This window comes from Paraburkholderia silviterrae, from assembly GCF_004353915.1.
GTDB classification, from domain to species: domain Bacteria; phylum Pseudomonadota; class Gammaproteobacteria; order Burkholderiales; family Burkholderiaceae; genus Paraburkholderia; species Paraburkholderia silviterrae.
This window is the reverse complement of sequence record NZ_SMRP01000020.1, coordinates 102,182-115,198: the sequence shown is the minus strand read 5'-3', so window position 1 is coordinate 115,198 and position 13,017 is coordinate 102,182. Positions and strand designations below refer to the sequence as shown.

General features: G+C 62.0%; 12 protein-coding genes and 1 pseudogene. 7 read left to right on the top strand and 6 right to left on the bottom strand.

What is annotated here, in order from left to right; translation table 11 throughout:
• Nucleotides 1–23 precede the first annotated feature (23 nt).
• Together EYW47_RS29600 and EYW47_RS29595 are read left to right on the top strand one after the other, a co-directional pair.
• Entirely contained in the window at nt 24–878 is an 855-nt protein-coding gene (locus EYW47_RS29600; protein WP_133198387.1) for a pirin family protein, read from the top strand.
• A gap of 121 nt (nt 879–999) precedes the next feature.
• Entirely contained in the window at nt 1,000–2,448 is a 1,449-nt protein-coding gene (locus EYW47_RS29595; RefSeq protein ID WP_133198386.1) for a DHA2 family efflux MFS transporter permease subunit, read from the top strand.
• A gap of 761 nt (nt 2,449–3,209) precedes the next feature.
• On the opposite strand, the pseudogene EYW47_RS42145 reads toward EYW47_RS29595, so the two are convergent.
• Nucleotides 3,210–3,455 (bottom strand): annotated as a pseudogene (locus tag EYW47_RS42145) (IS4 family transposase); the annotation flags it as partial.
• Nucleotides 3,456–3,959: 504 nt separating this feature from the next.
• Here EYW47_RS42145 and EYW47_RS41430 point away from each other — a divergent pair.
• On the top strand, nt 3,960–4,163 hold the full coding sequence (locus tag EYW47_RS41430) for a hypothetical protein (RefSeq protein ID WP_133198385.1): 204 nt from the start codon (nt 3,960–3,962) through the stop codon (nt 4,161–4,163).
• A gap of 169 nt (nt 4,164–4,332) precedes the next feature.
• On the opposite strand, the gene EYW47_RS29580 is transcribed toward EYW47_RS41430, so the two are convergent.
• Both EYW47_RS29580 and EYW47_RS29575 read right to left on the bottom strand, forming a co-directional pair.
• Nucleotides 4,333–5,307, bottom strand: coding sequence for a hypothetical protein (locus EYW47_RS29580; protein WP_133198384.1), 975 nt, complete (start codon nt 5,305–5,307; stop codon nt 4,333–4,335).
• Between the two features lie 35 nt (nt 5,308–5,342).
• Nucleotides 5,343–6,737, bottom strand: a complete 1,395-nt coding sequence (locus EYW47_RS29575; protein WP_133198383.1) for a glycosyltransferase family 2 protein — start codon at nt 6,735–6,737, stop codon at nt 5,343–5,345.
• A gap of 567 nt (nt 6,738–7,304) precedes the next feature.
• On the opposite strand from EYW47_RS29575, the gene EYW47_RS41070 reads away from it, so the two are divergent.
• Nucleotides 7,305–7,487 carry a hypothetical protein gene (locus EYW47_RS41070; RefSeq protein ID WP_165976710.1) on the top strand — a complete coding sequence of 61 codons (183 nt, stop codon included), beginning with the start codon at nt 7,305–7,307 and terminating at the stop codon, nt 7,485–7,487.
• Nucleotides 7,488–7,567: 80 nt separating this feature from the next.
• Here the strand turns inward: EYW47_RS41070 and EYW47_RS29565 are convergent, their stop codons facing one another.
• Complete coding sequence (locus tag EYW47_RS29565; RefSeq protein WP_133198381.1) at nt 7,568–8,989, bottom strand: aldehyde dehydrogenase family protein; 1,422 nt, start codon at nt 8,987–8,989, stop codon at nt 7,568–7,570.
• 101 nt (nt 8,990–9,090) lie between these two features.
• On the opposite strand from EYW47_RS29565, the gene EYW47_RS29560 reads away from it, so the two are divergent.
• Nucleotides 9,091–10,047, top strand: a complete 957-nt coding sequence (locus tag EYW47_RS29560; RefSeq protein ID WP_133198380.1) for a LysR family transcriptional regulator — start codon at nt 9,091–9,093, stop codon at nt 10,045–10,047.
• Nucleotides 10,048–10,064: 17 nt separating this feature from the next.
• Here the strand turns inward: EYW47_RS29560 and EYW47_RS29555 are convergent, their stop codons facing one another.
• Both EYW47_RS29555 and EYW47_RS29550 read right to left on the bottom strand, forming a co-directional pair.
• Nucleotides 10,065–10,253, bottom strand: coding sequence for a hypothetical protein (locus EYW47_RS29555; protein ID WP_133198379.1), 189 nt, complete (start codon nt 10,251–10,253; stop codon nt 10,065–10,067).
• 210 nt (nt 10,254–10,463) lie between these two features.
• Nucleotides 10,464–10,727 carry a hypothetical protein gene (locus EYW47_RS29550; protein WP_133198378.1) on the bottom strand — a complete coding sequence of 88 codons (264 nt, stop codon included), beginning with the start codon at nt 10,725–10,727 and terminating at the stop codon, nt 10,464–10,466.
• Nucleotides 10,728–11,022: 295 nt separating this feature from the next.
• On the opposite strand from EYW47_RS29550, the gene EYW47_RS41065 reads away from it, so the two are divergent.
• Together EYW47_RS41065 and EYW47_RS29545 are read left to right on the top strand one after the other, a co-directional pair.
• Nucleotides 11,023–11,172 carry a hypothetical protein gene (locus tag EYW47_RS41065; RefSeq protein ID WP_165976709.1) on the top strand — a complete coding sequence of 50 codons (150 nt, stop codon included), beginning with the start codon at nt 11,023–11,025 and terminating at the stop codon, nt 11,170–11,172.
• A 109-nt stretch (nt 11,173–11,281) separates the two neighbouring features.
• Nucleotides 11,282–12,943, top strand: coding sequence for an Nramp family divalent metal transporter (locus tag EYW47_RS29545; protein ID WP_133198377.1), 1,662 nt, complete (start codon nt 11,282–11,284; stop codon nt 12,941–12,943).
• Nucleotides 12,944–13,017: the final 74 nt, after the last annotated feature.

Below are 13,017 nucleotides of genomic sequence, written 5' to 3'. Positions count from 1 at the left end.
ATCTCACGAGCGAGCGAATACTCATGAATGCAATCGTCCAAACTTCGCCCACGCCCCTTGCCGCCGTGGGCCGTCACGTTATCTTCCGCACGCGCGGCAATGCGCACGGGCCGCTGGTGCGCATGGTGAGCCCCGCCGACGTCGGCGAGTTGATCAAGCCGTTCGTTTTTCTCGATCTGATCGACACCGAGGAGGCGATGGGCCAGCAGGGTTTCGGCTGGCATCCGCATTCGGGTCTGGCCACCTTGACCCTGGCAATAGAAGGGCGAGGCCGCTATGCTGAATCCACGGGCCACGAAGGCACGATGGAGGCGGGCGATATCGAATGGATGAGCGCTGGCCGGGGCGTTTGGCATTCCGGCTTCGCCGAGCCCCCGATCAAGGCCTTCCAGCTGTGGGTTGCCTTGCCGCCGGAGCGTGAGTTGGCTCCCGCGTTCAGCCAGCATCTTTCGGTCAACGCAATCCCATCGGATGGCCCGGCACGCGTGTTGCTCGGCCGTAGCGGGGAGGCGGTCAGCCCGATCGATGCCCCTTCGGGCGTCAACTATTTCGTGGTGGAGCTCAAGGCCGGCCAGCGCTGGCGCCACCAGCCGCCGCCCGGCTACACGGTAGGCTGGACCGCGGTGATGGACGGCAGCCTGCGCAATCCCGAAGCCGTGGACAAAGGCGAGCTGGCCGTATTCGACCCGTCCGATGCGGCGCTCGAATTCGAGGCCGAGACCGATGCGCGCTTCGTGGTCGGGACGGCAATCCCTCATCCGCACGATCTGCACCTGGGCCGCTTTTCGGTGCACACCAGCCGTGCATCGCTGAGCGAAGGCGAGCGCGAGATCGCGCGCATCGGTCACGAACTGCGCGCGAAAGGCGTGCTGCGTTGACCGGCCATTTCGTACCGGTGCCCTGCGACGCTCGCTTGCGGCAGGGCTTTTGCAACCGGCTTCGCCAATCTCGAACCCGCTGCGCAGTCTTGAACTGCCGGCACCCGACAGGAGCAGTTCCATGACGCACGGCATCGACGAACGCAAACGCTGGTTTGCCCTCATCGTGCTCTGCCTGGGTGTGCTGATGATCGTGCTCGACACGACCATCGTCAACGTCGCACTACCGTCCATCCGGGCGGACCTGGGCTTTACCGAAACCTCGCTCGTGTGGGTGGTCAACGCGTACATGCTGACCTTCGGCGGCTTCCTGCTGCTGGGCGGGCGGCTCGGCGACCTGTTTGGTCATCGCAGGCTGTTCCTGCTGGGCATTACGTTATTTACGCTGGCCTCGTTGGCCTGTGGGCTGGCAAATTCGCAAGGATTGCTGATTGCGGCGCGCGCCGTTCAGGGGCTGGGCGGCGCCGTGGTGTCGGCCGTGTCGCTGTCACTGATCATGAACCTGTTCACCTCGCCGGACGACCGCGCGAAGGCAATGGGCGTCTACGGGTTCGTGGGCGGGGGCGGCGGCAGTATCGGCGTGCTGCTGGGCGGGCTATTGACCAGCACATTGAGCTGGCACTGGATCTTTCTCGTCAACTTGCCGATTGGCGTGGCGGTGTATGGCGGTTGCGTGGCGCTGCTGCCGATGGCGAAGCCGCAGGCGCAGCGCGCCAAACTGGATGTGGCGGGTGCCATCACCGTGACCGCATCGCTGATGCTGGCGGTGTATGCCGTCGTGCACGGCAACGAAGCCGGCTGGATGTCCGCGCAAACCCTTGCGCTGCTGGGCATGGCTATCGCGCTGATGATGGCGTTCCTCGTTATCGAGTCGCGCGTGCCGCATCCGCTCATGCCGCTGCATATGTTCGCGCTGCGCAACCTGGCTACGGCCAATGTGGTGGGCGTGTTGTGGGCGGCCGCGCTGTTCGCGTGGTTCTTCATCTCGGCGCTTTACTTGCAGCGCTTGCTCCACTACAGCGCGATGCAGGTGGGACTGGCGTTTTTGCCGGCCAACATCATCATGGCGGCGTTCTCGTTGGGGCTCTCGGCCAGGCTGGTGATGCGCTTCGGGATTCGCGCGCCGCTCTCGCTGGGCTTGCTGCTGGCGGCGCTCGGGCTGCTGTTGTTTGCGCGTGCACCCGCTGGGGGCAGCTTCGTGGTGGATGTGCTGCCGGGCATGGTGCTGATGGGCCTTGGGGCGGGGCTGGCGTTCAACCCGGTGCTGCTGGCCGCGATGAGCGACGTGGCGCCCGATGAGTCGGGGTTGGCCTCGGGGGTGGTAAACACGTCGTTCATGATGGGCGGCGCGCTGGGTCTCGCTATTCTCGCGAGCCTGGCGGCTGCGCGCACCGATGGGTTGGGTGCAGCGGGCGCCGATGCTGTTACCGCGCTCAATGGGGGATACCATCTGGCTTTCTTGCTGGGGGCGATTGCGGCGGTTGTGGCCGCTGCGCTGGCCGGGGCGTTCGTGCGCACGCGGCCGCACGGTCAGGCGCAAGGGGAGGTGTCGTCTGCTGCTTCTATCTGAGAGTCCGTTTGGAAAGTCGGGGTGAGTGGTTTTGAGTTGGCTGTTGGGATGGGAGTCGCTGGTTTGGGGGCGTTGGTGCGATGGTCGTATTCGTGGGCGAGACGATGCCTGCGGATCGGTTAGCTTGGTTTTTTTGGCCTTTCCTTGTTTTCGTGTCGGTCTATTAGTGTTACCCCTGTGCGGGGCGGCACCTACTTTTCTTTGCAGCGGCAAAGAAAAGTAGGCAAAAGAAAGCCGCTCAAACCGCTAGTGTGACGCAGTGGACCACTAACCTTATATCGGAGTGGCTCCGGGGCGTCTGCCATCACTTGCTACACGCCGGAGTGACTAAGGGCTCATCCATCCGGCGGCGCTACGCGCACCGTAGGGCATAACCAAAACCGGTGGGGTTCATGCATTTTCGTAGGAATCCCGCGTATTTTCTCGGTGGTACTCCCGCGCATTCGCCGGCAGCACGCCCGGTTTTCCTTGCATACCCTTCCGCCCGCGCGTAGCGCGTGGCGGGAAGAATGAGCCCCTTGTCACTAGGGCGGAGTGTGCGAGGAGACGGATGCCCCGGAGCCGCTCCGATTGGAATGGCAGTGGTGGACTGCGTCACACTGGCGGTTTGAGCCGCTTTCTTTTGCCTACTTTTCTTTGCGGCTGCAAAGAAAAGTAGGTGCCGCCCCGCACAGGGGCAACACAAATATACCTACATGAAACCAAGGAAAGGCCAACACCGCCAGGAGCCACGCCAACACCACCAGGAGCCAAACCAAACCCGTTATCAAATACGCGCCACGAATTTCATCGACATCGAAGAATAGTTCGGCATCCAGATCGTGGCAATTGCGGCCCATGTTCATCAGATGCACGATTCCCCAAGCCACGACCAGAAACAGCGCCAGCGCGCGCTCGAGCCATTCGATCGGCTTGACGCCGCTTGGCGCATCAAACTCACGCGCCACCAGACACGTGGCCGGTACGCTTTGACCAACGCCTGCCGGCAGTTCGATGCGCCGCAACCATTTCAGTCTGATACCGTGCACGGAAAGCAATTTCGGAAGCCTCGTCCGGAAAACGTTTGCGAGTTCGTTTCCCCGCCGGGGCAGTAACGCATTCGGATCATCGACAGGGGCGCGATGCGTGGTCGCGGACGAGGCCGAGCGCACGTGAGACATTCACATAGTCAGACGAAACGCGAAGTAGCTGATACGCAAACGTTTTCAATTGTGAATGCACGATATTCTGAGAATACGCAATTGCAGAACGTGCAGGCATAAATCGAGCTGAAGAATGGATCGCCTTCCGAAGATTGCAAGTTTTTAACTCGCGGCATAGTCTTTTCAGCCAAACGGCGCCTGTTTGCGGGTCGGCTCTGTAACACAGGCACTTTCGGGTGAGGCTCGAACTCGATAATGAGAACAACAGAATTCAGGTTTCGCGCGTGGGGATGTGGAGACGAGGCCGTAAGGTACAGCGTCATCGTGGTTGACGGCATCAGCGTGACGTTTATACGAATACGATCGACGATGAAGCCATTTTTCCTGCTCGTCCCGAGGGGATCCGACAAAGGAATAGCCGATGCTGACGCCGAAGATCTGGCGAGAATGGCGATTGCTCAATCTTTGCGGGATGGCTTGCTCGAAGCGCATCCGGAGGGAGCTCTAGATTTGACGGCAGTCGGACTACGTTGGGATGGCGATTTGACCGACGGACAGTGGCTTCACGATTGATCGAGTCGCGCGCCGCGGAGAGAATATTCTGCAGGTTCGACCCAGGCGGGAAGCGGTCATGCCACTGGCGCAATGTCTCGAAGAGGCTGCTCGTCTTTCACGAGAATTGCACGGTGCGGGGCCCGACAGTTCATGCTACGTTGCCGAAGTCCCGTGGCACCTGTGATGTTCAGTTAAGCGGAATAAACAATCGCCCCATCACGCTGGTATAGCGATACCCCGCACCGCCGCCGCTCATGAAACCGAATGAGCTGTTGTTGGTCGTTTCAACGGCGATCTGCCACTGCACGTGGCTAGCCCGACTGCGGTGGTTCTCGAGGCCAGTGCGCGCACTCCAGATGTTGTTGGCGCCATCCGACGTATTCTGTCGCCCCGCATCGGCACTCACGAAAAAGAGAACCTTGTCGTTGATGGCGGTCCGCCAGGAGAGACCGCCCGAATACTCGTTAAGCCAGCGCGGCGAATAGTAATCGCCCAGGTACGGGTTGCTGTCGGAATAGGTCCGGGTCTTGATGTACGCATTCAGGCCGCTATTCGCTATCAACTCGTAGTTCCATCGCGTACGCAACAGCGGACGCGTATTGTTATCCGAAAACCAGAGTGCCCCAGCCACCGCCCCCATGCTGAAACGTGGCGTGAACTGATGATCTAGCACGAGCACGAGGCTGGTGTAGGTCAGCCCCCGCTCAAGACCGACTATCGAGTCAACCACATCGCGCTCGGCACTCACGCCGATCCCGGTGTCGGCGGTAATGTGCCGCATGTAGTCTAGTGTGCCGACCGCCGTCGTATAGCCATGTGTGTCCATCACGCCCAATCGCGCGTCCACGGTCTGCTGCGTGCCGCGCTCGCGATATAAGCCGTACGCGCCATACCCAAATGCAGACCAGCCGGGAGAACTGTAATGCGTGAAGCTTGTGCCGAACCCCCAGTTGTTGCTGAACAGATAGCCGGCGTTGAACCGTTCTTCCTGGAAACGATCGCTGTCGTCGCTGTAGAGGAAATCCCCGATCAGTGCGCCGTGCGCACCCGGTCCATCCTGAGATTGAGCGTGTACGGGCGCGAGCGCACTAATTGCGAACGCACACGCGGCAACAAACGCGCGCCGGAACATGGGCGCGTTTGCGCAACGAATTACCTGCATAGAGAGAATCCCTTTCTTTTTTACTGCGTGTAGGGTTATTTGGTACCCCAGCGCTTGCTGCGGGTCACGAACTCCTGCGCATACCCGACCACACAGGCGGGCTGCAGAACGAGTCCGTAGAGCAGGCTGTAGCAGACGAAGCCGAGCCTGTTGCGGCGCACCTTAAGGCCCTGCTCGGTGAACATGCGGTTCTGGATCCGGTACATCAGTACGTTGATGAGCATGGCCATCGGGAGAACCAGGAGCGTCATCGGCCCGGCGATCCAGCGGATGCCGAACAGTGCCAGCACCAATCCCGGCAGGAATGCGAATGTGTAGACCAGATCCATGTATGGAAACAGCAGATTCCACCAGATGAAGAGCGTCGTCATACGCGGCTTGAAGAGCAGTTGCCAATGCGCCTTAAACGCCTCTATCAGCCCGCGGGACCACCGCTGGCGTTGACGGATGAACTGCCGCCACGTGGTCGGCGCATTGGTGAACAGGCAGGCGTTCTCCGCGAAGCCAACGCGATACCCCGACTTCAGGATGGCCCATGTGAGCACGATGTCCTCACCGACCGAGTGGGGCCAGCCGCCGACCTGGCGGAGCACGCCGGTGTCGTAAACGGAGAAGGCGCCTTGCGCGACAAGGGTGCCCTGATAGAGGCTCTGTATCCGCTTCGTGGCAGCGATGCCGTGGAAGTAGTCCCACTCCTGAATCCGCGTGACCAGGTTGGTGCGCGAGTTGCGCACCAGAACGGCGCCTGCCACCGCCCTTGTGCTTGGCGGGTCGCTCAGGTAGCGATACACGAGATTCTCCAGCGCGCGGCGATAGAGGTAGGAGTCGCCGTCCACCGTAACCGTCAGGCTGTGGTGCACATGCGTCAAGCCCTCGGTAAGCGCACGCGCCTTGCCCATGTTCTGCGGCAGATGCAGGACCTCGAGCCACGGATACTCAAGACCATCGAGCACGGCCGCGGTGCCGTCCGAGGATCCGTCATTGACGACAATGACCTGCAGCGCACCGGGGTAGGCCTGCTTCGCGATGCTTTCGACAGTCTGCGCGATGTTGTCTTCTTCGTTATACGCCGCCACCAGGATACTGATACCGGGTAGTGGCCCGGCAGCCGGGTGAAACGCCGGCCGACGGTCCATCAGCAGGCTCGACATCATGAACGCATTCATGAAGCCCGGCAGAATCGCGATGCCGAACAGAATCAGGTAAGCCCAAACCGCCCCAAACACCGCGCCCATGTCCGCGAGCCACCGCCGGGCCAGATAAAAGGAGAGCACACCCCATAGCAGAGAGAAACCAACCGCCAATGCGAACTTGATTTTCACCGGCAGATACCACCGCGATCGCTTTTTGGCGGGCAAGGCAGGGGGCACGGCCCCCAAGGCTGTCTCGCTGGTCTGGTGCGAGACGCCAGGTTGTTTTGTATTATCCATTTACTTTTTATTTGGCCACTTATTCCGCCGCAACTATAAAGTAAGGCCCAAAATTTGCAACAAATCCTTGCATTAGTTGACAAAATATGATTTTTTTGTTGTTCGTGTAATCAGTGCGACATCAACTTGGTTGAACAGGGGCTGGCTGCGGACATCGCCATCGGCACCACTGGTGAACGCAAGCTGCGCGCCGGATCGAGTCTGTGAGGGATTACAACTGACTCCGGTGCGCGACCCACACCGTCAGTCATGCGCGAACGCTCGCGGCGGAATTCCACAGCGTCAACAGCACATCAAGGTTTCGATCGCACGAATGTGCTTGTCACGTCGGACCAACCGTGAAAGTTACTTTGATGCCACCAAAGAAGCCGCGACGGATGGTGCAGGCGTTTTTCTCAGCCGTCTTGTTGTTCTCTTTCTCGTTGGCGGATTATCTTCACGCGTTGACCGACGGTCATGCAGGCCGTCAGAGCCAATGAGGCAAGGGACAGCATCCCGATCCTCTTGATATTCATTTTTTGTTTCCCCGATTCGGGCCGTATTCTCGGCAAACGGCCTATCGGGCAAGTGGGACTCGCGCTCGCGCAAATGGACGTGGTCACGCAGCAGAATGCGGCGTTCGTGGGGGAGAGCGCGGCGGCGGCGGCGGCGGCTTCGCTCGCCGAGCGCGCCCGTTCGCTCAATATGCTGATCGCCGCTTTCAAGGTCGAGCGTGCAACGGGCATCGGCCCGGGCGGCTACCGCACATAGCCGCGCAGTTGAAGGGCGTCAGGCAAGCTGCGCGCGCGGGAGCCTTAGCCCCGCGTCGCGCAGCTTGCAACGGGCTCGCTTCACATGGTGCCCAGCAACGACTTCGGTTCGAGGAACGCCTCGAGACCGAACGTCCCGTATTCGCGGCCGATACCCGATTGCTTGAACCCGCCGAACGGCGCCGCTGGTTCGTGCGCGAGCGTGTTGACCAGCACGCGACCCGCTTCGAGCCGCGACGCCACCGCGCTCGCGCGCCCGGCATTGGACGATGCCACGTAGGCCTGCAGCCCGTAGGGTGTGTCGTTGGCAATCGCGATCGCGTCCTCCTCGTCGCGGTAGGCGATGATCGACAGCACCGGGCCGAAGATTTCTTCGCGCGCGATGGTCATGTCGTTGCGGACATCGCTGAAGAGGGTCGGCCGCACGAACCAGCCTGCGTCGATGCCTTCCGGACGCCCCTCGCCACCCGCAATCAGGCGCGCGCCTTCTTCGATGCCGATGCGGATATAGCGTTGCACGCGTTCCCACTGCTTCTGGCTCACCATCGGGCCGATACTCGTGCGCGGATCGCGCGGGTTGCCGGACTGAATATTCGCCACTGCGGCGACGATCTTTTCCTCGAATTCCTTGAGCCTTGCTTGCGGCACCAGGATCCGCGTGCCGGCGATGCACGCTTGCCCGCTGTTCATGAAGCCCGCCTGAAGCGCGAGCGGGACGGCTTCGTCGAAGTTGGCGTCGTCGAGCACGACCATGGGGGACTTGCCACCCAGTTCGAGCGTCACCCGCTTGAGCGTTTCCGCGGCCGTGCGCAGGATCGTCTTGCCAACGGCCGTCGATCCTGTGAACGAGAGCTTGGCAATATCGGAGTGCGAACTGATTTCCGCACCCACGGTATCGCCGCGTCCCGTGACGATGTTGAACACCCCCGCCGGGAGCCCCGCCTCATGCAAGGCCTCAGTGATGACGCGCGTCTGGATCGCGCTCATCTCGCTGGGTTTGATCACGGCCGTGCAGCCCGCGGCGAGCGCCGCCGCAAGCTTGCCGCAGATAAAGCCTGCGTTGCTGTTCCAGGGCGTAATCAGTCCGGCCACGCCGAGCGGCTGCATCACCACCTCGGCCGATCCGGCGCGGCGCACGAACGCGTAGTGCTCGAGCGTCTGCGCCGTTTGCAGCAGCACGTCGCTAGCGTGGCTCGCCATCCAGCGGCCGCGCGATACAGGTGCGCCGTATTCCTCGACGATGGCTTCGAAAAGCGTGTCCTCTCTCGCGACCACGGCCGCGTGCATACGCATCAGCATCTCGACGCGCTCGGCTTTCGTGGTGCGCGAGAAGGCCGGAAACGCCCGCCGCGCCGCCGCGATGGCATCGCGTGCGTCGCGCGCGTCGGCAAGGCGCACGCGCCCAATCACCTGCTCGGTCGACGGATTGAAAAGCTCGAAGCTTTCGGTGCCGTGCGGCGTGACGAAGGCGCCGTCGATGTAGATCTGGTCGATGTTCTGCATGGTCTGTCCCAAAACGTGATGTGTTGATACGCAAGATAGACCTCCACCATTGAACTGACTAGCCGTACAATCGAGGATGACCTGTTCAGGGATTCGGGACAATGAAGACATCGGGCCTGGCCGAGCTGGAAGCCGTTCTGGCCGTCGCGCGCCATCGCAGCTTCCGCGCCGCGGCAAACGAGTTGAGCGTGTCGAAGTCCGCGCTCAGTCATGCGGTTGGCGCCCTCGAGGCGCGCATCGGTGTGCGGCTCTTCAATCGAACGACCCGCAGCGTGTCGCTCTCGGAAGCGGGGGCCCAGTTCGTGAGCACGGTCGCGCCCGCGCTCTCGACCATTCATGCCGCGCTCGATCAGGCCGGCAGCTTCCGCGACACGCCGTCGGGCACCTTGCGCATCAACACCTCGGTGGGCGCGGCGCATCAGGCAATGCCGGTCTTCATCGCGTATCTGCAGCGCTATCCCGAGATGAAGCTCGACATCGTCACTGAGGGGCGCCTGATCGACATCGTGGTCGAAGGGTTCGACGCAGGCATCCGCCTGATGGAAACCGTGCCGCAGGACATGATTGCCGTGCCGTTCGGCGACCGGCAGCGGTTTGCTGTCGTTGGGAGTCCAACATATTTCGAGCGGCACAAGCCGCCGCGCACGCCTGCGGACCTCACCGCCCACCAGTGCATCCGCAGCCGGATGCCAAGTGGGTCGATCTACCAGTGGGAGTTCGAACGGTATGGCGAATCGATGCGTGTCGACGGCAGCGGTGCGATAACGCTCAACGACGCCAGCCTGATGCTGGCCGCGGCGCGAGCGGGCCTCGGCCTCACGTACCTGAGCGAATGGGATGTTAGCGAAGATCTGAAGGCCGGCACGCTGGTGCGGGTGCTTGAAGACTGGACGCCGTCGTTCGACGGACTCTGCCTCTATTATCCGGGCCGCCGCTATATTCCAGCCGGGCTGCGCGCATTGATTGAAATGATCCGCGAATATGCCGACGCGAACAGCACGCGAGAGGCGGGCAAACGCAAACGCCGCGTGCAGCAAGCGCGTAGCACGCGGCGCTGACGCCTGCGCGGGCCGGATCAGTGTCGGATCAGTTCGAAGACCACGATTTCGTATCCGGGGTCGGCGTGTTGATTCGCCACTTTTTCCGCTTCCTCATACGAAAGAAACGACGTGGCTTCTTCAATCGCCGGGGCCATGCCGATGTCACCGTCCTCGGCGGTGCAGAGGAACTGGGCACCGGTCTTCACGACGTAGACGGTCGTCATGTCTGCCTCCATGGTTTGCTGGGGCACTTCCAGTCTAGTCCGTCGCGCGTCAAAGGAAAGCAGGGCGTCAGGTGCCTGGCGTTTGCGCGCGAGCCCCAGTCATCGCCCCTGAAATGCCTGGGGTGACGACCGGTATTCGCCGCCATTTCCAGTAATGAATTCGAAAGAAAAATCTTCGAAATTGTCGTTGACTCGGCTTGCTAATCGTCACTAGAATTCGCCTGTTTTCACGAAAGGGGCATATGCCTTGGACAGTTGCAGTAGTCGATCTTCGAGAAGTTTTTCTGCCTGACCGGCCCGACGCCCGCTTTGATTCTTCCTTAGCCGCCGTCCTGCCAGCAGGCAGACGGTGCGCGCCGCAGTAAATTCCGCAGTTCCTCCCTCGCGCATCTCTTTGATTGGCCGCCGTCCGTGACGCGTGCGTGGTTTCGCGCATTCGTCCAGACGACCTGGCGCGTCGAGCCATTGGCTCATCGCGCCGCTCGTTCACGCCGTTTTCGCGCGCTCATTGCCGCGCGAGCCCGGCGTGCGGTTAAACACGTCCGTCAAACGCTGATCGGACGCAAACGACAAAGGAGCACACGATGCCCGACCCTGAGCCTTGTTCTTGTACGACACGCCACGCGTTCTCGCTGAACGCCACTCGCTTCGCCTGACACCCTCGCTGCGCACGTTCCTCCCACACGCCCGAGCGCCTCGGCCCGTGTGAACTGAAACGAAGGCAGGCCTGGTCGAAGGCACCCCGTTTCAAGCTCCTGGAGGAATCCCCATGCGCTTCGCTCTGCTCGTTTCGCAACTCCCGCACGTCGAGGAAGCTCGCCCGCACTACAACGGCCTGCTCGCGCTCGACGCCCGTCCGCACGCTTCGGCCCGCGTGGTCGCCGCCATCCGGATGGTCCTGAGCAAGCTCGCTCACTGACATCGACTGGCGTTGCCGCTCACCGGAGTGCCCGCCGCACGCCCGTGAACGGCAACGCTGCGCCAGCTTCTCAAGCTGCACCTTCAAGCATTACCCATAAGGAAAAATTATGTCTGCCACCCCTGCAAACATCGGGTCGCGCCGCACCGCCGTGCTCGACGATGCCCACGTAGGCGATATCAAGGGCGCCTTCGGCACGATCGCCCACCACGACACCGCCCCGCGCAGCAACTGGATGGCGCGCCTGCGCACGCTGCTTGCGATCCTCGGTCCCGGCCTCATCGTCATGGTCGGGGATAACGATGCCGGCGCTTTCGGCACCTACACGCAGGCCGGCCAGAACTACGGCACGACGCTGCTCTGGACGCTCGCCCTCCTGATCCCGGTGCTCTATGTGAATCAGGAAATGGTGCTGCGCCTCGGCGCCGTGACCGGCGTTGGCCATGCACGCCTCATCTTCGAACGCTTCGGCAAATTCTGGGGTGCCTTCAGCGTCATCGACCTGTTCCTGCTCAATGCGCTCACGATCGTCACCGAGTTCATCGGCATTACGTTTGCGCTCGATTTCCTCGGCGTTTCGAAGGTTCTCGGCGTCTGCATCGCCGCAGTCCTGACGATGGCCGCGGTCAGTACCGGCAACTTCCGGCGCTTCGAACGCTTCGCGATCATCCTGTGCCTGCTGAGCCTCTTGCTGATCCCGGTGCTCGTCTCGATCCACCCGCCGGTCCACGTCATCGCGCGCGACTTCTTCGTGCCGAACTGGCCGAAGGATTCGAAGCTCTCCGATGTGATGCTGCTCGTGATCGGCATCGTCGGCACGACCGTTGCACCGTGGCAGCTGTTCTTCCAGCAGAGCTATGTGATCGACAAGCGCATCACGCCGCGCTTCATGAAGTACGAAAAGGCCGACCTCTGGATCGGCATCGCCTTCGTGATCATTGGCGCCGTGGCAATGATGGCCTTCTGCGCCGCGCTGTTCGCGGGCCGTCCCGAGTTCGGCAACTTCACCGATGCGGGCGGCGTCATCACGGGCCTGCACAAGTACGTCGGCCAGACCTCGGCGACGATCTTCGCCGTCGCGCTGCTCGATGCATCGATCATTGGCGCCGCTGCCGTTTCGCTTTCGACGGCCTACGCGATCGGTGACGTGTTCAACGTCAAGCACTCGCTGCACCGTAGCGTGCTCGATGCGAAGGGCTTCTATCTCGTGTACTTCGGCATCATCGCGCTGGCTGCCGCCCTCGTGCTGATGCCGGGCAGCCCGCTCGGCCTCCTGACCGAAGCCGTGCAGACGCTCGCTGGCGTGCTGCTGCCGAGCGCAACCGTGTTCCTGCTGCTGCTGTGCAACGACAAGGCTGTGCTGGGTCCGTGGGTGAACTCGAAGAAGCTGAACGTGTTTACGGGTGCCGTCATTGCCGTCCTCGTCGTCCTGTCGATCATCCTGACTGCCGCCACCGTGTGGCCGGATATCAGCGGCGCGACGATCGTCGAGATTCTCGTGGGCGGTTGCGGCCTTGCCGTGGCGGTCTATGCCGCGGTGGAGCTCTCGCGCAAGGCGCGTGGCGCGGCTGCCGCCAATGACGCGTCGGCGCTGAACAAGGCGGCCCGCAAGGCGCTGCGCGACACGTGGCGCATGCCGCCGCTCGAAGACCTGCCGGCGCCGCAGCACATGACGCTTTCGACCCGGGTGTGGATGGGCGTGCTGCGAGGCTATCTCGTTGTCGCAGTGGGTCTCGTCATCGTGAAGGTCGTGCAGATGGCCATTCATTGAGGGCGACTGAACGAATCGGGCAGCGCGCGTCTGGCGCCTTTCTGGAACGGGTTCGGAGCTGGCTCCGAACCCGT